We start from the raw sequence: 19,536 nt of genomic DNA on the forward strand, positions 1-19,536 counted from the left end.
GCGCCTTGAAGTTTATTCCGCCGCGTCCGGCAGGGCCGGCTGTTCAGCGTCACGCGTGTCGTCGAGTTCGACATTGAGGCCGAGCGAGCGCATTTCCTTGACGAGAACGTTGAAGCTCTCCGGAATGCCCGCTTCAAACGTGTCGTCGCCGCGCACGATCGCTTCGTAGACCTTGGTACGGCCTGCCACGTCGTCCGACTTGACGGTAAGCATTTCCTGCAGCGTGTAGGCCGCACCGTATGCTTCCAGAGCCCAGACCTCCATTTCGCCGAAGCGCTGGCCGCCGAACTGGGCCTTGCCGCCCAGAGGCTGCTGCGTAACGAGCGAGTAAGGTCCGATCGAACGAGCGTGGATCTTGTCGTCGACCAGGTGGTGGAGCTTCAGCATATAGATGTAGCCCATGGTCACCTGACGGTCGAACGGCTCACCCGTACGCCCATCGTAAAGCGTCGACTGACCAGACGTTGCAAGTCCGGCATCCGTCAGCATCGCGTTGATGTCGGCTTCAACCGCACCGTCGAAGACCGGCGTTGCGATCGACACGCCGCGCTTCACCTGGTTGGCCAGCATGAGGACGGAATCGTCATCATAAGACCGGACCGGTTCATTGCGGTCGTTGTCCGGATAGATGTGCTCCAGCGTCTGGCGCAGCGGCTCGATATTGGCCGTTTTGCGATAAACATCGATGAGCTCACCGATCTTCTTGCCCATGCCTGCGCAAGCCCAGCCGAGGTGGGTTTCCAGAATCTGGCCCACGTTCATTCGGCTCGGAACGCCAAGCGGGTTCAACACGATGTCGGCATGCGTACCATCTTCCAGGAACGGCATGTCCTCGACCGGCAGAATGCGCGAAACCACACCCTTGTTGCCGTGACGGCCAGCCATCTTGTCGCCTGGCTGAATCTTGCGCTTCACAGCGACGAAGACCTTGACCATTTTCATGACGCCCGGAGGCATCTCGTCGCCGCGCTGTACCTTTTCGACCTTGTCCATGAAACGTGCTTCAAGCAGCTTCTTGGAGTCGTCGTACTGGCTGCGCAGAGCTTCCAGTTCGCCCTGAAGCTTCTCGTCTTCAACGGCAAACTGCCACCACTGCGACCGCGGATACTCCGTCATGAGATCGCGGCTGATCGTCGTGCCCTTCTTGAAGCCCTTCGGGCCGGCAGCGGCAACCTTGCCATCGATCATGTCGGCGAGACGGCCATAGACGTTGCGGTCCAGGATCGCCTGTTCGTCGTCACGGTCCTTGGCGAGACGCTCGATTTCCTCGCGCTCGATAGCCATGGCGCGTTCGTCCTTTTCAACGCCGTGGCGATTGAAAACGCGAACTTCCACAACCGTACCGTAGGTTCCGGGCGGCATGCGCATGGAGGTGTCACGGACGTCCGATGCCTTCTCACCGAAGATGGCGCGCAGAAGCTTTTCTTCCGGCGTCATCGGGCTTTCACCCTTCGGCGTGATCTTGCCGACAAGAATGTCGCCAGGATGCACTTCGGCACCGATATAGACGATACCGGCTTCGTCGAGGTTCTTCAGCGCTTCTTCCGAAACGTTCGGAATATCGCGGGTGATTTCCTCAGGTCCAAGCTTGGTGTCGCGGGCAGCAACTTCGAATTCCTCGATATGAATCGAGGTGAACACGTCTTCCGAAACGATCTTCTCGGAAAGCAGGATCGAGTCTTCGTAGTTGTAGCCGTTCCACGGCATGAACGCGACGAGCACGTTGCGGCCGAGAGCCAGATCGCCCAGATCCGTGGACGGACCGTCAGCGATGATGTCGCCCTTGCCGATCGGGTCGCCGACGCGAACGAGCGGACGCTGGTTGATGCAGGTCGACTGGTTCGAGCGCTGGAACTTCTGCAGACGATAGATATCGACGCCCGACTTGGACGGATCGAGATCTTCCGTTGCACGGATAACGATACGGGTCGCATCCACCTGGTCGACGATACCGCCGCGACGCGCCGCAATAGCTGCACCGGAGTCGCGAGCGACAATCGGTTCCATGCCGGTGCCGACGAACGGCGCTTCAGCGCGAACGAGCGGAACGGCCTGACGCTGCATGTTCGAGCCCATGAGAGCGCGGTTGGCGTCGTCGTTTTCAAGGAACGGAATCAAAGCCGCAGCAACCGAAACAAGCTGCTTCGGCGAAACGTCCATCAGGTCCACGTTTTCACGCGGAGCCATCATCACTTCGCCTGCATGACGGCAGATGACGAACTCGTCAACGAAACCGCCCTGCTCGTCCAGTTCGACGTTGGCCTGGGCAACCGAGTGCTTGGCTTCTTCCATGGCCGACAGATAGACAACGTCGTTCGTCACCTTGCCGTCGACAACCTTGCGGTACGGGCTTTCGATGAAGCCATACTTGTTGACGCGGGCAAAGGTTGCGAGCGAGTTGATCAAACCGATATTCGGGCCTTCCGGCGTTTCAATCGGGCAGATACGGCCATAGTGGGTCGGATGCACGTCGCGGACTTCGAAGCCGGCGCGCTCGCGGGTCAGACCACCCGGTCCAAGTGCCGACAGACGGCGCTTGTGGGTGATTTCCGAAAGCGGGTTGGTCTGGTCCATGAACTGCGACAGCTGCGAGGAACCGAAGAACTCGCGCACGGCTGCAGCAGCCGGCTTCGCGTTGATCAGGTCCTGCGGCATGACAGTGTCGATTTCGATCGAGGACATGCGTTCCTTGATCGCGCGCTCCATGCGGAGCAGACCGACGCGGTACTGATTTTCCATCAGTTCGCCGACCGAACGCACGCGGCGGTTGCCGAGATTGTCGATATCGTCGATTTCGCCGCGACCATCGCGCAATTCCACAAGCATCTTGACCACGGCCAGGATGTCTTCCTTGCGCAGAACGCGCACGGTGTCTTCCGCATCGAGGTCCAGACGCATGTTCATCTTCACGCGACCGACGGCCGAAAGGTCGTAACGCTCGGCATCGAAGAACAGCGAGCTGAACATCGCTTCGGCCGAATCCATCGTAGGAGGCTCGCCCCGGACGCATGACGCGATAGATGTCGAACAGGGCTTCCCTGACGGCTTTCGTTCTTGTCGACAGCCAGCGTGTTGCGGATATACGCGCCGATATTGACATGGTCGATATCGAGAACGTTGATTTCCGTCTCGCCGGTGTCGAGCAGGGTCTTGAGGACCTTCTCGTCGATTTCGTCACCGGCTTCCAGATAAATCTCACCGGTTGCGTAATTGACGACATCTTCCGCAAGATAAGAACCGAACAGATCGTCTTCCGTCGCCTTGATGGCCTTGAGGCCCTTTTCGGCAAGCTGCTTGGCCGAACGGGCGGTCAGCTTCTTGCCGGCTTCCAGAACAACTTCGCCGGTGTCCGCGTCGATAAGATCGGAGATGATCTTCATGCCCTTGAAGCGGTCAGCCGAATACGGAATGCGCCAATTGTCGCCGTCACGCGTATAGGTGACGGTCTTGTAGAACGTCGACAGAATTTCTTCGCCGTCCATGCCGAGCGCCATCAGCAGCGTGGTGGCCGGCAGCTTGCGGCGACGGTCGATACGTGCGTAGACGATGTCCTTGGAATCGAATTCGATATCGAGCCAGGAACCGCGATAAGGAATGACGCGAGCCGCGAACAGGAGCTTGCCCGACGAATGGGTCTTGCCCTTGTCATGATCGAAGAAGACGCCCGGCGAACGGTGCATCTGTGAAACGATCACGCGCTCGGTGCCATTGACGATGAACGTGCCGTTGTCGGTCATGAGCGGCATATCGCCCATGTAGACATCCTGTTCCTTGATGTCCTTGATCGACTTCGCGCCGGTATCTTCGTCAATATCGAACACGATGAGACGCAGCGTCACCTTGAGTGGCGCCGAATACGTCAGATCGCGCTGACGGCATTCGTCAACGTCGAATTTTGGTGCGTCGAACTCGTAGCGAACGAATTCGAGCATTGAAGCGCCGGAGAAATCCTGAATTGGGAAAACAGACTTGAAAACCGCCTGCAAACCCTCGTCAGGACGCCCACCGGATGGTTCTTCAACCATAAGGAACTGGTCGTAAGATGCCTTTTGAACCTCGATAAGGTTCGGCATCTCGGCGACCTCTGGGATCTTGCCGAAAAATTTGCGTACGCGCTTGCGACCATTGAAAGAATGGGTCTGAGCCATCGTCGCTCCTCGTTCTATAGCCTTGCGGCTTGCTCACGCCTTGCGGCCTTTATCATGCGCCGCCCTTCGGCGGTCCTTCGAGCACATGAACCTTCTGATCGGCCCCTTTCAGATCGGATGGATCGAAAGGATCATATGCAAACTTTCCAGAGCGGCCTTCAGCATCGTTGCCGACACGCGGCGCTCTTAACGGGCTAAAACCCGTTTCCTGAAAGCCGTTCCGGCACTCAGGAAAAGGGTTCCAGTCATCCGACCCACCGGGAAAGTCCGGCGGGAACTGGCGGATGGAAAACCATCCGCCAGAATAGTCCGAACTTACTTGAGTTCGACCTTGGCGCCAGCAGCTTCGAGCTGTGCCTTGATCTTCTCAGCTTCGTCCTTCGAAGCGCCTTCCTTGACAGCCTTCGGAGCGCCTTCGACCAGGTCCTTGGCTTCCTTGAGGCCGAGACCGGTGATTGCGCGCACTTCCTTGATCACGTTGATCTTGTTAGCGCCGCCGTCAGCGAGAACGACGTCGAATTCGGTCTTTTCCTCTGCAGCAGCAGCAGGGGCAGCGCCACCAGCAGCAGCAACAGCGACCGGAGCAGCAGCCGAAACGCCCCACTTCTCTTCGAGAAGCTTGGACAGCTCAGCGGCTTCCAGAACGGTCAGGGCCGAAAGGTCTTCAACGATCTTTGCGAGATCAGCCATTTTTGTACTTCCTATTATAAAGGTTTGAACTGTTGACAGCGAGAAACGGCCTTAAGCCGCCTCGTTCTTCCGGGCGTGCGCGCCGATAACGCGGGCGATCTGGCCCGCCGGAGCGCTGGTAAGTACTGCAAGACGCTGAGCCGGGGTCTGGATCATTCCAACCAGCTTTGCGCGCAGTTCGTCGAGCGACGGGAGCGAAGCAAGCGACTTGACGCCATCGGCGTTAAGCGTCGTTGCACCCATTGCACCGCCGAGGATAACGAGCTTGTCGTTAGTCTTGGCGAATTCGACGGCTACTTTCGGAGCGGCGATCGGATCGTTTGCGTAAGCAACGACCGTCTGACCCGTAAACAGGTCAGCAATACCTTCCGATTCCGTGCCCTGAAGAGCGATTTTGGCAAGGCGGTTTTTCGCGACTTTAACGGACCCACCTGCATCACGCATCTTCGAGCGAAGATCGCTCATTTGCGAAACGGTGAGACCGGTATAGTGGGCCACGACGACCGAACCGGACTCTTTGAAAGCGCCGTTCAGCCACGCGACAAATTCGCGCTTTTCCGCTCTATCCACTGTCTCTCTCCAGTTGACAGGACCACATGGCCCTGCCGGGTTGCCTTTGCCGGACGAACTTCACAGTCAGTCCGACGTTCGAGGATCCTGTCCCCTTCAGCTCCACCTGCAAGCAGGCTTCACCCAAAGGCAACTACGGTTCAAACCTTGCATGCACATTCGTGCGAAACAGGGTTATTCCACGTCTCATGCAGGCTTTGCGTTTAAGGAAAACCACCCGAAGATGATGATCCGCCTGCAATCTCGGACAGGATAACCGGATTTTCATCCGGCTATCCGGGTCTTGCGACCCGGAATTCTTGCCGTTCGTCCTGTTGTTCCAGAACTGGCTGGCAGCCATCCCTTCCCAATCGGAAAGGCTTGGGCCCCGGCGAACCGGAGCCCTGAAACTTAGGCGACGACCTTGACGGTTGCCGGGTCGACCTTGACGCCAACGCCCATGGTCGAGGAAATCGACACGCGCTTGACGTATTCACCCTTGGCAGCCGATGGCTTTGCCTTGATGACGGCGTCAGCGAAAGCCTTGATGTTTTCTTCGAGCTTGGCATTGTCGAAGGAAACCTTGCCGATACCGGCATGGATGATACCGGCCTTCTCGACGCGGAATTCGACTGCGCCGCCCTTGGAAGCAGCAACAGCAGCTGCAACGTCGGTGGTGACGGTACCAACCTTCGGGTTCGGCATCATGCCGCGAGGGCCGAGCACCTTACCGAGACGGCCAACGAGCGGCATCATGTCCGGGGTTGCAATGCAGCGATCGAATTCGATCTTGCCGCCATTGACGATTTCGAACAGTTCTTCCGCACCAACGATGTCGGCGCCAGCCTTCTTGGCTTCTTCAGCCTTGTCGCCGCGAGCGAAAACAGCAACGCGAACCGTACGGCCCGTGCCATTCGGCAGGTTGACGACGCCGCGGACCATCTGGTCGGCGTGGCGCGGATCGACGCCGAGGTTCATCGCGATTTCGATGGTTTCATCGAACTTGGCGACAGCACGTTCCTTGACGAGGCCGATAGCAGCCGACAGATCGTACAGCTTGTTGCGATCGACGCCTTCACGGATCTTGTTAATGCGCTTGGAAATCTTCGCCATCGTCTCAGCCCACCACTTCCAGGCCCATCGAACGGGCAGAACCTTCGATCATGCGCATCGCTGCTTCAATGTCAGCGGCGTTCAGATCCTTCATCTTCGCTTCAGCGATCGTACGAACCTTGTCGCGGGTGATCGTGCCGGCGCTTGCCTTGCCCGGGGTCTTCGAACCGGACTTGAGGTTAGCGGCCTTCTTGAGGAAGTAGGTTACCGGAGGCGTCTTCATCACAAAAGTGAAAGACTTGTCCTGGTAATAGGTGATCACGACTGGAATCGGCGAACCCTTTTCCATTTCCTGCGAGGCAGCGTTGAACGCCTTGCAGAATTCCATGATGTTGATGCCGCGCTGACCCAGGGCCGGACCGATCGGGGGCGACGGATTGGCCGCACCTGCCGCTACCTGGAGCTTCAGCTGGCCTGCAATTTTCTTAGCCATTGCTTTCTGCCTTTTTTACTTTGCCGGAAATCCGGCTTTCTCGATTAATGCCGGAAAATCCGGCTCTCGACTGACGCCAGTTCGACTGGCGGGCAGTTCGGTGGTCCGGAGATCGGCGACCGGCTAAGCCGCCTTCCCTTCCACCATTTCCGCTCCAGCCGAAATTCGCCTGGAGTGGAGCCCTTCACGGGCAAACGATCACAGCTTGTCGACCTGACCGTATTCCAGATCCACGGGCGTTGCGCGCCCGAAGATGGAAACCTCAACCTTGAGACGCGCGCGCTCTTCGTCGACTTCCTGAACGATCCCGTTGAAGGAAGCGAACGGACCGTCGGAAACGCGAACGTTTTCGCCAATCTCGAAGGATACCGAAGTCTTCGGGCGCTCGACGCCATCCTGAACCTGGTTCAGAATCTGGTCGACTTCCTTCTGGGAAACCGGCACCGGCTTGGAATCGCCAAGGAAGCCAGTGACCTTCGGAGTATTCTTGATCAGCGAGAAGACGGCATCCGTAAGGGTTGCACGCACCAGCACATAACCCGGGAAGAACTTGCGCTCTGCGTCAACCTTGCGGCCGCGGCGCACTTCAACGATCTTCTCGGTCGGCACAACGATCTGCTCGATAAGCTCGGACAGACCCTTCTGCTTTGCCTTGGCCTCGATGTCCTCGGCGACCTTCTTTTCGAAATTGGAATAGGCGTGAACGATGTACCAGCGCGCCGTCATCTAAAAACTCCCCAATCCTAACTTATCGACCAAGGCCGAGAATAAATTCTACGCCATAGGCCATAAGCTGGTCGGCAAGAAAAAAGAACGCGGCAGCCAGAAACGCCATGATCACCACCATAATGGTGGAGATGACCGTTTCACGCCGTGTAGGCCAGGTCACCTTCGCCGTTTCGGCGCGAACCTGCTGAAAAAAGGTGATCGGATTCGTCTTGGATGCCATCTGCCGCTCTGTCATTGATCCGGCGCTATCCCCAAACTCTAGCTCGCAAAAACGAATCAAAAGCCTGAAGTCACGCGTATACGGCACGCAAAGCTGAAAATTCAGCCCCACGCGCCGCGTGTCTGTTGACGCTACATAGAATCGATTCCCGAAAAAAACAAGCCCAAAGGTTAAAAGAATACCATACAGGCTTATCGGAGATCCAATCCTTGCGAATATCACTCGGCGCACCATCCAATCGTGCGACGGCGATCCTCCCCTGCCCGGCCAACAAATCCCGCAGGGAATTATCATTTTCCACGACGTCGCCCTGCCGAAGCCTGCGCCATCATCGAAAAGGTAAGGCGGCATAGATTGCCGCCCAAACTATCATATAGAAAACGGGCGCCCATAGTCAAGCCATGAGCACCCGTTCTGAAATGGCAGGGGCAGCAGGGTTCGAACCCGCGACCTACGGTTTTGGAGACCGTCGCTCTACCAACTGAGCTATACCCCTATGCGGCATTTAGAATGCCAGACTGGCGGCGTAACCGCCAGTCAAATTCATTACTCGATGATCGAGGAGACGATGCCTGCACCGACGGTGCGGCCGCCTTCACGGATAGCGAAGCGGAGCTTCTCTTCCATGGCGATCGGCACGATCAGCTGCACGTCCATGGCGACGTTATCGCCAGGCATGACCATTTCCGTGCCGGCCGGCAGCGTGACAACGCCCGTCACGTCCGTCGTGCGGAAGTAGAACTGCGGACGGTAGTTCGTGAAAAACGGCGTATGACGGCCACCCTCGTCCTTGGTCAGAATGTAGGCTTCTGCCTTGAACTTGGTGTGCGGCTTCACAGAACCCGGCTTGCAGAGAACCTGGCCGCGTTCAACGTCTTCACGGCCAACGCCGCGGATCAGCGCGCCGATGTTGTCGCCAGCCTGGCCCTGATCGAGCAGCTTGCGGAACATTTCAACGCCGGTAACCGTCGTCTTCGCCGTCGCCTTGATGCCGACGATTTCAACTTCTTCACCAACCTTGACGATACCGCGCTCAACGCGACCCGTCACAACCGTGCCACGGCCCGAGATCGAGAACACGTCTTCGATCGGCATCAGGAACGGCTGGTCGATCGGACGTTCCGGGGTCGGAATGTAGTCGTCAACAGCAGCCATCAGCGAACGAACGGCGTCTTCGCCCAGTTCCTTCGAGGAATCTTCCAGAGCAGCAAGAGCCGAGCCCTTGATGATCGGGATTTCGTCGCCAGGGAATTCGTACTTCGACAGAAGTTCGCGAACTTCCAGTTCAACCAGTTCGAGCAGTTCTGCGTCGTCAACCTGGTCGCACTTGTTGAGGAACACCACGATTGCCGGAACGCCAACCTGACGGGCGAGCAGGATGTGCTCGCGGGTCTGCGGCATCGGGCCGTCAGCAGCCGAAACCACCAGGATCGCGCCGTCCATCTGGGCAGCGCCGGTGATCATGTTCTTCACATAGTCGGCGTGGCCGGGGCAGTCGACGTGTGCGTAGTGACGGTTTGCGGTTTCGTACTCGACGTGGGCCGTCGAGATCGTGATGCCGCGGGCGCGCTCTTCAGGAGCGGCGTCGATCTGGTCATACGCCTTGAACTCACCAAAGAACTTGGTGATCGCTGCAGTCAGCGACGTCTTGCCATGGTCAACGTGACCAATCGTGCCGATGTTAACGTGGGGCTTCGTACGTTCGAATTTGCTCTTTGCCATCGCCGTTGTTCTCTTTGTTCTAGAACCGCTCAAGCGCCAGCACAAAAGCCTCTTGGCTTCCGGGCCAGCATTTATGCCAAAACGGAACGGCGAACCGCCCGTCGATGATTCCTTACACGCCAAACCGCTCGGAAAAATTTGGAGCGGGTAGCGGGAATCGAACCCGCGTATTCAGCTTGGAAGGCTGCTGCTCTACCATTGAGCTATACCCGCGCACTCTTAACTCTGATCCGACAGTGGTGGAGGGAGTTGGATTTGAACCAACGTAGGCATAGCCAACGGATTTACAGTCCGTCCCCTTTAACCACTCGGGCATCCCTCCAGATATCACTATCAGCAGAGTCGAGCGACTAGGCATTTCCGCGGGGCTTCTGGCTGACTGTTGGGCCAGCCGTCGATCCGCGAGGGGCCTTATGACGATAAGCTTATCCCCTGTCAACAGGGTAAAAGCGAAAAGAATGCATGTCTGTTCACAACGGCGTGGAAACATTGCCTTCTCTCGCCCGTTCATGCGGGAAGAAAGGCCCGGTTTCGCGGGCTTTGCAGATTATTCTGCAATCAGAACAGCCTGATAGCATTTGCAGGGCTGGCCGCTATCTTCCGCACTGCTAAAGAGCTATAAGCACGCCATGACCGATCAAAATTCACCCCGCACACCAAAAGATTCTCATTATGCGCGCCTGCGCCGCCAGCATCGCGACCAGAAGGCCGGAACGGAAGGCAAATCACCGCGCAAGCCGCAGCGTCCTTCCATATCGGCAAGTGCCGTGACCGAAGGAACGGTTCGTCTGTATGGACTGCATACGGTCCGCGCCGCCGTGGAAAACCCGGAACGCAGGATACTGCGCATGCTGGCGACACGAAACGGATTCGCACGGCTGGAAATCGGAGAGGCCGAATCTCTCCCCTTCCCTGTCGAAATCGTCGAGCCGCGCGATATAGACAAGGAAACCGGTTCGGAAGCCGTCCATCAGGGCGTCATGATCGAGGCCGAGCCGTTGCGCGCCAGAAAGCTGTCCGAACTGAAGGACAGTCCGCTGCTGCTCGTGCTCGATCAGGTGACCGATCCGCATAATGTCGGCGCCATCATGCGTTCAGCGGTAGCCTTCGGTGCCGGTGCGCTGATTACGACAAGCCGCCACAGCCCGCAGGAAACCGGCGTCCTCGCCAAAGCAGCCTCGGGAGCCCTCGAACTGATCTCTCATATCGAAGTGCGCAATCTGGCCGAAGCGATTGAGGAACTTCATAGCCTCGGATTCCAGACCATCGGGCTTGATTCGGAGGGGCCGCTGGAAATGGAAGCCACCTTGTCCGGCGGACGAATCGCTCTCGTGCTTGGTGCGGAAGGCAAAGGCCTGCGTCAAAAGACACGCGAAACGGTCACCGCGCTTGCCCGCCTCGACATGCCGGGCGAAATCAAGTCGCTCAACGTATCGAATGCGGCTGCGATCTCGCTTTACGCTGCCGAGAGATATCTCCGCGCACGTTGAGTTGATTCCCCTGTAAAAACTCTCCCGGTTGGCCTTTCCATCCGGGAGAATGGCCAGACGTCGAGTCGCTCAGGCCGTAGCGATATAAGTGCGGATATCTTCCGCCTCGCGTTCGACATCTTCGATGCGCCGTTTCACCACGTCACCGATTGAAACGATTCCCACGAGCTTGCCGCCTTCTTCCACCGGCATATGGCGGAATCGGCTCCGCGTCATGATTTCCATCACCTGATTGATCGTATGATGTTCGCGGCAGACCTGCACCTTTGCCGTCATGACTTCGGCGACGGGCATGCTCATGGCCTTGGTCTCCTGCGCAGCAACGGCGCGGACGACATCGCGTTCAGACAGAATTCCCTTGATTCGACCGGCCTCGTCGCACACCACCAACGCGCCGATCTTGTGTTTGTTCAGCATGGCGACAGCGTGGGACAGCGTATCGGCAGGCGCGATAACCACCACATCCCTGCCCTTTGTCTCGAGAATCGATCTTACGGTCATGCCAAAGTCCCTCCAAGATTAAAGCATTTCCAGCAAAAGCGCGAAGCGGTTTTGCGTCGGATAATGCTTAAAACAAAGAGCTAGAGCGGTTCGACTGTTCTCTAATAAGGGAACAACTCTAGCACTCGCTGCTTCGGACGTTTCAGCGCCATATGAAGCAGAACGCAGCTCCTCCCACCACGTTCCATGATGGTGCGCTTTGAACGTCGGATTAGCAAGTGGCATCAAATGGGGAAGAAGGCTTTCTGAGCCAGAATCCTAGCGCCTCAGAACCGCATCGTAACCGCGCGGGCGGTCCATCAGTGAAATGCCGAAAAAACCGGCGATGAAGCCGCCTATATGCGCTTCCCAGGCGATGCTGGAAAGGTCTGCACCGCCAGTCGAGTAGAGACCGGTAATGATGTTGATCAGGAACCAGACCCCGACAAAGGTCAACACAGGCTTCAGCGTCAGGGTGAGCCCCACCGGAAGTACGGGCCCTGCAAATTCTGATTTGCGTCCGTGGCCGATGCGCCGGAAGCCGTAGCGCGCCGCAGCACCCATCATGCCCGAAATCGCTCCCGAAGCCCCCACCAGCGGTGAAATGCTGTCCGGATAGATCGCATAATGGGTCAGACCGGCGATAACCGACGTGAATATCCAGAAAACTATCATCCGTCCGGTACCGATGCGGCCCGCAAGCGGAGAACCGAAGGCGGCGAGCCAGATCATGTTGACGACCAGGTGCGCAATGCCGCCATGCATGAAGGAATAGCTGATGAGCGTGAAGAGCGCGGTCGGATCGGTAAAGCCACCCGCAAGCGAGAATCGCGCCGGAATGAGCGCGAAGTTCAGCATGAAGCTGTAGTTCTGCTGCTCGCTGATGAGATAGTTCTGATAGACATACACCGCCGCGCATAGGCCGATAAGCGCAAGAACGACGCCGGGTATATTGAAGATCGGCTCGCTGCCGCCTGACCGGCGGTTACTGCCGTCTGTTTCCGGCTGGGGAACGCTCATGAACTGCTGCTTTCTCATCCTTGCACGCCGACAACCGGGCCAGGTCGGTCCCTTGCATCGGGTGGAAGCATCTAGATAGGGCAAAATCTGTTAAAAATAAAGGCCGACGGAGATACCCGATCGGCCTGCCCGCGAACAGAATATTTCGCGAAATTAAATCTGGAGCTCAGAAAAACGCCAACCAAGTCAAAGGCTTCGTCTGATGGCTTATCAAAGCGCGTCTTTTAAAGCAGTGCAACCATTACTTTATTGTTAACCTTAACGGACGAGCCCGGTGGATGAACAAAGGGTTAAACTGGCATCCTCCCCGTTAATACTATTTTAATGCGTCCACCAGCGGAGGCGGCCTCCGCGTGCAATGGACAAACCAACGGCGCATGATGAAACACCGCAGTACGATCGCGATTTTCAGCGAATGGCAGCGACTGGCCCGCACGGAACGCGGCACCTTTCGCGCGCCGATGCGCGAGCGGATCGAGCCGCGCAAGCTGGGGCGTCATCTGTCCGACCTCTTCTTTCTCGAGGCTGGAGAGCATGGGGACCTGTCGTTCCGTCTGGCTGGAACGCGCATCTGCACCCTTTTTGGACGCGAACTGAAGAACACGCGGTTCCTCTCGCTCTGGTCCGAACGCGACCGTGCCGCACTTCGTGAAACCTCGCAAAACGTCAGCGGGCTCGAAATCCCTGCCCTCGTCTCGCATGTTGGAATCAGCATGTCGGGACGCAGCCTGGGGCTGGAAATGTTCCTCGCCCCGCTCGAAGCGGCGGACGGCCAGATCAGCATTCTCGGCAGCATCGCTGTGCTTGATTCTGTCACGTGGGTCGGCGCCGACCCAATCGTGCTCGGCCATTTGAATTCCATCGAGCCGGTGGCGCCCGATCTGATTCTCGCGGACGACGTGCGGCAATCGGCAGCCGTAACGGTAAACGCAGCTGGGACAGGCCGGGAGTGGACAAATATTCGCCTGACGGAACTGCATGCAGCGCCGAAATTGCGCGTCATCAATGGCGGCAAAGCCTGAAACAGGTCGCAATCGCGATTTCTCTTTATCAGCCCGTGCTGTAGTGTGCCTGACAGTGAGCGGACAAAATTCGAAATGGATCGGCTTTGATGAACAGATTTGCTGCGGCCCCCACTGCCAGCAATGTGCGGCAGGAAAACTTCAACGCCGTGAATGTCGATCTCAACGGTCGCTACATGCTGGAAAATCGCAGCGAATTTCCGTGTGTTATCAAGCGCATGTCGCCCGGCACGGCCCTGATGAGCGGCATAGCGACGCCGCGCAACGGTGAGCGGATTATCGCCTATATCGACCATGTGGGGCGGATCGAGGGAATTGCCCATGAGGTGACATCCGAGGGCTTCCATATTCTTCTGGCCACGTCCGAACAGAAGAAGGACAAGCTTTCGGCACAGCTGACCTGGCTTGCCAACAAGCACGAGCTTGCCCTGCCCGAAGACCGCCGTCACGAACGCGTCGTGCCGCACAAGAACCGGCAGAACATCACTTTTGCCGACGGCACACAAAGGCTGTGCCGTATCGCCGACCTTTCGCTTTCAGGTGCGGCAATCGAAAGCGAGTTCAAGCCCGCGATCAAAAGCAGTGTCATGCTCGGGCCGATCCGGGGAACCGTCGTGCGTCATTTCCAGGATGGTTTCGCAATCGAATTCGCCACTATCCAGACCAGCGCGACACTGGACAATCTTTTCGGCTGAAAGCATCGGTCCAAAAGATGAATGCGCGTCAAGGTTACGGAATGGCAAACCGCGAAACGACCGAAATCACAAAAAAGCCACAAAAATAGCCCGATTTGCCCTGAATTTGTCCGTCCGTTGACAAAAAGTTTCAGCGTTATTTGCACTTTTAATCGAATTTAACTCGCATTTTCGCGCTTAAATTTGCGTGCCTTCAAATTGTCTAAGTCATCTTGGTCTCCAACAGGGAGACAAAAGAATGACGAAGCAGACCATCATCGCAGCCATCCTGATGCTGCTCGGAATCGGACTGGCCGAGGCTGCAAGTCCCGCCGCCAATTCCCCATGGATGACGACGGGCGAGCGCACATCGCAGCCGATCGGCCATTATGAATTCTGCGACCGCTACAAGTCTGAATGCAATATCACCAGCCGCAACAGCAACATGCTGAAGCTGACCCCGGAAATCTGGAAGCAGATCATCACGGTCAATGCGAGCGTCAACGAAAAGATCGCGCCGATGACCGACATGGAAGCCTGGGGCCGCGAGGAATATTGGGAATATCCGACAACGGTCGGCGACTGCGACGACTACATGCTTTTGAAGCGCCGCGAACTGATGGCGCTCGGCATTCCGGCAAACACCCTGCTTTTCACGGTGGTCCGCCAGCCAAATGGCGAAGGCCACGCGGTCCTGACCGTCCGCACCGACCGCGGCGACTTCATTCTCGACAATCTCGATACCCGCGTTCTCGCCTGGAACAAGACCGACTACACCTACCTGAAGCGCCAGTCGACCACGAACACCGGCAGCTGGGTCTCGATCAAGGGCGACCGTGAGCTGCTCGTCGGCAGCATCAAGAACTGATCAAAAAGAAAAATTGAAGAAGGACGGGCCGCCAGTCTCCCTCTGGTCCCGTCCTTTTTCATTTCACACAGGTTCCAGGCCGCGCATGAAGGACCGTGCCTTCTCGACATAATGCTCTGCCGAAGCCTTCAGCTTTTCAACCGCCGCCTCGTCCAGTTCCCGAAGAACCATTGCAGGAGAACCGACGACCAGCGAGTTATCCGGTATTACCTTGCCCTCGGTGACTAGCGCCCCTGCCCCGATCAGGCAGTTCTTTCCGATTCTCGCACCATTGAGAACAATGGCGCCCATGCCGATCAGTGTGTTTTCACCCACCGTGCAGCCATGGAGTATGGCTCGATGCCCGATGGTGCACCCCGCCCCGACCGTCAGCGGAAAGCCGATATCGGTATGCATGATGGTGTGTTCCTGAACATTGGTATCGTCGCCGATGGTGATAGGCTCATTATCGCCCCGCAAAACGGCGCCGAACCAGAATCCGGCATTTTCACCCACGACGATCTTGCCGATCAGGGTCGCATCGGGCGCGATCCAGTTGCTGCTGCGATCCACGAATTGCGGCTTGTGCCCGTTATAAGCATAGATCGGCATGTGCTTTCCTCCATCAGCAAACTCGATATTGAATCGCTAAGCTGTTTCAGGTCGCCAGACAAGCACGGTTTCACGCTCTGTTAACCATAGAAGACAGATATTCGAGCCAAATGGAAACAGCACCCGATTACACCGCCTCGAAAATGGGCAACCGCCTCTTCGGCTGGCTGCTGTTGGCCGTTGTCGCGCTGGTCCTCCTTTCGATCGCCGTGAATATCGGAGGGCGTCTGCTCGGTCCGCTGATTGCCCGGGGCGGTCATTCCGACAGCACGCAGGCTTATGAGATCATCATCGGCAACAATGTCCTCTCGATTCCCGCCAATATGATCCGCTTTTCGAATCAGCGGCGCGACGGAGTGACGGGCCGCCTCGATCTTTACGCCCGCTGGCCGGGCCTTACCGGCTATACGGAACGCGACCGCGCCATCTTCAACCTTCTTACCCCGAAACGGCACCTGATTTTCATGTCCATCGAGCAGCGCACCATGTCCCGCGACATGAGCGGACGTTACCTCCCGATCTACGCTGAACTGATAGAGTCCGACGGAAAAGCCGCTCCCGGAAACCTGACGGTACACCGGTTTCTGGAAAACAGCGGCTACAAGGGCGAGGAGCTGGTGCTCTCCGACACCAGCAACGGCAAGCCGGAATTTGTCACGCGATGCCTTGCCGACAACGCAGCAGAAAGCTTCAATTCGTGCGAACGCGACGTCCAGTTCGGGCGCGACTTGCAGATCCTCTATCGATTCCCCCGATCCATGTTGGGCGACTGGAAGTCACTGGACAAGGCGGTCGTCGATTTCGCCAATACTCATCTTCTTGATGGCAAACGCGCCAACTGATTCCGGACGAGCGTGATTGAGTGCCGAAGGCCCGGAGAGCCTGTTCAATCGTGGCTTACTGGAGCGGCATCAGCTGTCTCGAGCGCTCCTGTTCGCCCATCAATTCCTGAAATGCTCGTTGTCCCTCTCCGCCGAACTTGACCTGGTTCAACGGAACCCCGCTCATGACATGCTCCTCGGTGGCGCTTAGAACGATTTCCAGCTTCATCATTTCTGCCGATCCGAGCAGCTTCCAGCATCCTTTTCCAACGGGCAGGGAAAAGTTGCTTTCCTTGACGTAGACTGCGACGGCGTGAGCGCCATCGCATTTAGCGACACTTGGAGGTTCATCCAGAATCTCGATCACCGACAGGGAGCCGTCGTCCTGCTCGGTTTCGATGGTGCCTAGAACTTCTGCCCGCGCCGGAAACGACAGGCCGATCAGGAGGACGGTGAGTGAAAAGCGGAATTTCATGAAGTCGCACCGAAATCAGTCGCAGATTTCATAACTGCTCAGTTCAGCATGCCGGACAAGGTCAGAGCGGCGGCAATGATCTTCATGCATCCTCGCAAGCGTGTTTCAACAACAAAACGCCCTCTCCATGGGAAAGGGCGTCAAGAGCATTCCTGCATGGGCATCGGCGTCGTCTGCGACGCGCTTGCCGCTGCGATCAAAGATCGACGTCGAGAATTGCCATCGAGAAATTGTAGGAGAGTTCGCCTTCGTCCTCATCCTTGTAGATCAGGCCCAGGAATTCGTCCTCGAGATAAAGCTCGGCGGAGTCGTTCTTGCGCGGGCGTGCCTTGACCTGCAGGCCGGGATTGTTGAAGGTCCGTTTGAAATAGGCATCCAGTTTTTTGAGTTCTTCGGGTTTCAACCGGCTTCTCCTGATATTGAATTGAGCCGGTTTATTGCACCCGGCATTTTCTTATGTAAACCCCTGACATCGACTATCCCAAGGGGCGTGGCCAGCTAATCGCCGCTTGCATCACAATATAGGCCGCCTGCGGGAGAAAACCAGCAAGCGGCCCGATTTCCTTGACATCGGTTGCCCTCAGTGATGGAAAATGGATCTAGATTCCGTCGCCCAGCATCTGGTCCATGACACGGGAAGGTTCCGCGCAGCCCGTGTCGCCCATGATCCGGGCAGGCACACCAGCGACGGTGACATTGTTGGGAACGGGTTTCAAAACCACCGATCCGGCTGCGATTTTCGAACAATGGCCGACTTCGATATTGCCGAGAATTTTCGCCCCCGCGCCGATCAGCACGCCATGGCGGATTTTCGGATGACGGTCCCCGCTCGATTTGCCCGTACCGCCCAGCGTAACCCCGTGGAGGATCGACACATTGTCTTCGATCAGGGCCGTCTCGCCCACGACAAGGCCGGTCGCATGATCGAGGAAGAGTCCGCTGCCGAGCCGCGCCGCCGGATGAATATCGGTCTGGAAGATCGATGAGGAACGGCTTTGCAGGTAATAGGCGAAATCCTTGCGGCCTTCATGGTAAAGCCAGTGCGCTAGGCGGTGGGTCTGTATCGCATGGAAACCCTTCAGATAAAGGATCGGGTCCATGAAGCGGCTATAGGCCGGATCGCGATCATAAACCGCCTGAATATCGACGCGGACAATCTGCGACCAATCTGGATTGGCATCCAGCATGGCATCAAAGGTCTGGCGTAGAATATCGGCGCTCAGGTCGGCATGGCCGAGACGCTCGGAAATGCGATGCATGACCGCATCTTCCAGGCTAGGCTGGTTGAGGATCGTGGCATAGAGGAACGTGCCCAGAACGGGATCATTCTTGGCCGCCTCCTCCGCTTCGGCACGGATGGAATGCCAGATAGGATCGACCTGACCCAGACCGGGGGTCGCTTTCGCTGATGTGCGAACGGACATATGCATACTCCAGTTTTGCACCGCGCGAGGGAAGAAACAGCCGTGCTTTCGCTCTGTCCCCGCACCGCAATACGAGTTCGGCGCGCAGCATACAGCATTTCCAGCAAAAGTGTGAAACGGTTTTGCGTTCGGAAATGCGTACTTGCAAATAGCAATCCCCGGTTGTCCGGAGGATTGGCTTAAAATGCCTTGCCTTCACACCGCCGAGTTTGGCGCAACTCCAAGGCGGACGCTTTGCTAAGGATCAAACTTCCGTCAGAGCGGGTTTTCTTTCAAAAACCCAAGCACTGCCTGCTTGTAGACCTTGTCGCCAACGGCCAGCATGTGGTCGCGGCCCGGAATGTCAACCGCCTGTCCATTCGGCAGAAGATCGGCGAGTTCCTGTGCGCTGCCGGCAATATCGTCGGTCGTGCCGACTGCAACGAGAATAGGCTGCATGATGCGCGCAATCGCGGCAGCCGGAACAAGTTCCTTGGAGGTGATCACGCAGGCTGCAAGGGCGATACGGTCGCTCCTGGTCTGGTCGGCGAATTTGCGGAACATCTGGCCACGCGGATGCATGATCGTCGTCGGGTCTTCGGCAAGCAGCGCCTCTCCAATCGGCTCCCAGTCGCCCGCGCCCGTGACCATGCCGATGCCAAGGCCACCGAAAACGGCACTGTGAACGCGCTCGGGATGTTCCAGCGCCAGAAATGCCGAGATGCGCGCGCCCATGGAATAGCCCATGACATGCGCCTTTTCGATGCCGAGATGATCGAGAAGCGCTGCCGCATCCGCCGCCATCTTGGTCGGCGTGTATTCGTCCGCATCATGGGGCTTCGCTGAAAGCCCGTGCCCGCGATTATCGATGGCAATCACGCGATATCCGGCTTCGGTCAGCGTTCGGAACCAGCCGGGCGAAACCCAGTTGACCAGACTTGACGACGCAAAGCCGTGAATGAGCAGGATCGGATCGCCTTCACCGTCCTGACGATAGGCCAGGCGCAGGCCGTCATGTTCGAAATATTCGATATCGAGGGCACTCAATTCCTTATTCCTCTTGGAGCATTTCCGAGCCAAGGTGCGAA

At 57.3% G+C, this 19,536-nt stretch carries 19 protein-coding genes, 3 tRNA genes and 1 pseudogene; 5 read left to right on the forward strand and 18 right to left on the reverse strand.

Annotated elements, in window-relative coordinates; genetic code table 11:
- Nucleotides 1–12: 12 nt before the first annotated feature.
- The 11 genes and pseudogenes from rpoB to OINT_RS06840 all read right to left on the reverse strand — a co-directional run bounded on the left by rpoB (nt 13) and on the right by OINT_RS06840 (nt 9,926).
- A pseudogene (gene rpoB, locus OINT_RS06790) lies at nt 13–4,148 on the reverse strand (DNA-directed RNA polymerase subunit beta).
- Nucleotides 4,149–4,463: 315 nt separating this feature from the next.
- Complete coding sequence (gene rplL, locus OINT_RS06795) at nt 4,464–4,838, reverse strand: 50S ribosomal protein L7/L12 (protein ID WP_006467038.1); 375 nt, start codon at nt 4,836–4,838, stop codon at nt 4,464–4,466.
- A 51-nt stretch (nt 4,839–4,889) separates the two neighbouring features.
- The gene (rplJ, locus tag OINT_RS06800) at nt 4,890–5,408 is read right to left on the reverse strand and encodes a 50S ribosomal protein L10 (RefSeq protein ID WP_006467039.1); all 519 of its coding nucleotides are present in this window, start codon (nt 5,406–5,408) and stop codon (nt 4,890–4,892) included.
- A gap of 390 nt (nt 5,409–5,798) precedes the next feature.
- Nucleotides 5,799–6,500: a 50S ribosomal protein L1 gene (rplA, locus tag OINT_RS06805; RefSeq protein ID WP_006467041.1), complete on the reverse strand. Its 702-nt coding sequence runs from the start codon at nt 6,498–6,500 to the stop codon at nt 5,799–5,801.
- Nucleotides 6,501–6,504: 4 nt separating this feature from the next.
- Entirely contained in the window at nt 6,505–6,933 is a 429-nt protein-coding gene (rplK, locus tag OINT_RS06810; RefSeq protein ID WP_006467042.1) for a 50S ribosomal protein L11, read from the reverse strand.
- 198 nt (nt 6,934–7,131) lie between these two features.
- Nucleotides 7,132–7,659, reverse strand: coding sequence for a transcription termination/antitermination protein NusG (nusG, locus tag OINT_RS06815; RefSeq protein WP_006467043.1), 528 nt, complete (start codon nt 7,657–7,659; stop codon nt 7,132–7,134).
- A gap of 22 nt (nt 7,660–7,681) precedes the next feature.
- Nucleotides 7,682–7,882: a preprotein translocase subunit SecE gene (secE, locus tag OINT_RS06820; RefSeq protein ID WP_002964376.1), complete on the reverse strand. Its 201-nt coding sequence runs from the start codon at nt 7,880–7,882 to the stop codon at nt 7,682–7,684.
- Nucleotides 7,883–8,302: 420 nt separating this feature from the next.
- Nucleotides 8,303–8,378, reverse strand: a tRNA-Trp gene (locus OINT_RS06825).
- A gap of 50 nt (nt 8,379–8,428) precedes the next feature.
- Nucleotides 8,429–9,604 carry an elongation factor Tu gene (gene tuf / locus OINT_RS06830; protein ID WP_006467031.1) on the reverse strand — a complete coding sequence of 392 codons (1,176 nt, stop codon included), beginning with the start codon at nt 9,602–9,604 and terminating at the stop codon, nt 8,429–8,431.
- 139 nt (nt 9,605–9,743) lie between these two features.
- Nucleotides 9,744–9,817: transfer RNA gene (locus tag OINT_RS06835), tRNA-Gly, on the reverse strand.
- A 24-nt stretch (nt 9,818–9,841) separates the two neighbouring features.
- Nucleotides 9,842–9,926: transfer RNA gene (locus tag OINT_RS06840), tRNA-Tyr, on the reverse strand.
- Nucleotides 9,927–10,233: 307 nt separating this feature from the next.
- Here OINT_RS06840 and OINT_RS06845 point away from each other — a divergent pair.
- Complete coding sequence (locus OINT_RS06845; RefSeq protein ID WP_006470311.1) at nt 10,234–11,094, forward strand: TrmH family RNA methyltransferase; 861 nt, start codon at nt 10,234–10,236, stop codon at nt 11,092–11,094.
- A 69-nt stretch (nt 11,095–11,163) separates the two neighbouring features.
- Here OINT_RS06845 and OINT_RS06850 read toward each other — a convergent pair whose 3' ends face one another.
- Both OINT_RS06850 and OINT_RS06855 read right to left on the reverse strand, forming a co-directional pair.
- Nucleotides 11,164–11,595: a CBS domain-containing protein gene (locus tag OINT_RS06850; protein WP_006467047.1), complete on the reverse strand. Its 432-nt coding sequence runs from the start codon at nt 11,593–11,595 to the stop codon at nt 11,164–11,166.
- Nucleotides 11,596–11,853: 258 nt separating this feature from the next.
- A complete protein-coding gene (locus tag OINT_RS06855) occupies nt 11,854–12,594 on the reverse strand; it encodes a rhomboid family intramembrane serine protease (RefSeq protein ID WP_036564513.1) in 741 nt (246 codons plus the stop codon).
- A 380-nt stretch (nt 12,595–12,974) separates the two neighbouring features.
- Between OINT_RS06855 and OINT_RS06860 the strand changes: the two genes are divergently transcribed.
- From OINT_RS06860 to OINT_RS06870, 3 genes are all read left to right on the forward strand, one after another.
- Nucleotides 12,975–13,616: a PAS domain-containing protein gene (locus OINT_RS06860; protein WP_036564524.1), complete on the forward strand. Its 642-nt coding sequence runs from the start codon at nt 12,975–12,977 to the stop codon at nt 13,614–13,616.
- A gap of 89 nt (nt 13,617–13,705) precedes the next feature.
- Nucleotides 13,706–14,311: a PilZ domain-containing protein gene (locus OINT_RS06865; RefSeq protein WP_006470308.1), complete on the forward strand. Its 606-nt coding sequence runs from the start codon at nt 13,706–13,708 to the stop codon at nt 14,309–14,311.
- 238 nt (nt 14,312–14,549) lie between these two features.
- Nucleotides 14,550–15,158: a transglutaminase-like cysteine peptidase gene (locus OINT_RS06870; RefSeq protein ID WP_006470307.1), complete on the forward strand. Its 609-nt coding sequence runs from the start codon at nt 14,550–14,552 to the stop codon at nt 15,156–15,158.
- Between the two features lie 63 nt (nt 15,159–15,221).
- Here the strand turns inward: OINT_RS06870 and OINT_RS06875 are convergent, their stop codons facing one another.
- Entirely contained in the window at nt 15,222–15,749 is a 528-nt protein-coding gene (locus tag OINT_RS06875) for a gamma carbonic anhydrase family protein (RefSeq protein ID WP_006467052.1), read from the reverse strand.
- Nucleotides 15,750–15,859: 110 nt separating this feature from the next.
- Between OINT_RS06875 and OINT_RS06880 the strand changes: the two genes are divergently transcribed.
- Entirely contained in the window at nt 15,860–16,591 is a 732-nt protein-coding gene (locus OINT_RS06880; RefSeq protein ID WP_006467053.1) for a hypothetical protein, read from the forward strand.
- A 55-nt stretch (nt 16,592–16,646) separates the two neighbouring features.
- Here OINT_RS06880 and OINT_RS06885 read toward each other — a convergent pair whose 3' ends face one another.
- The 4 genes from OINT_RS06885 to OINT_RS06900 form a co-directional block, all read right to left on the reverse strand.
- Nucleotides 16,647–17,045: a hypothetical protein gene (locus OINT_RS06885; RefSeq protein WP_006467054.1), complete on the reverse strand. Its 399-nt coding sequence runs from the start codon at nt 17,043–17,045 to the stop codon at nt 16,647–16,649.
- Nucleotides 17,046–17,241: 196 nt separating this feature from the next.
- On the reverse strand, nt 17,242–17,448 hold the full coding sequence (locus tag OINT_RS06890) for a DUF3126 family protein (RefSeq protein WP_006467055.1): 207 nt from the start codon (nt 17,446–17,448) through the stop codon (nt 17,242–17,244).
- A 196-nt stretch (nt 17,449–17,644) separates the two neighbouring features.
- A complete protein-coding gene (gene cysE / locus OINT_RS06895) occupies nt 17,645–18,469 on the reverse strand; it encodes a serine O-acetyltransferase (protein WP_006470306.1) in 825 nt (274 codons plus the stop codon).
- Between the two features lie 255 nt (nt 18,470–18,724).
- The gene (locus tag OINT_RS06900) at nt 18,725–19,495 is read right to left on the reverse strand and encodes an alpha/beta fold hydrolase (protein ID WP_006470305.1); all 771 of its coding nucleotides are present in this window, start codon (nt 19,493–19,495) and stop codon (nt 18,725–18,727) included.
- Nucleotides 19,496–19,536 lie beyond the last annotated feature (41 nt).

It is taken from the genome of Brucella intermedia LMG 3301, from assembly GCF_000182645.1.
In the GTDB taxonomy this organism is placed as follows: domain Bacteria; phylum Pseudomonadota; class Alphaproteobacteria; order Rhizobiales; family Rhizobiaceae; genus Brucella; species Brucella intermedia.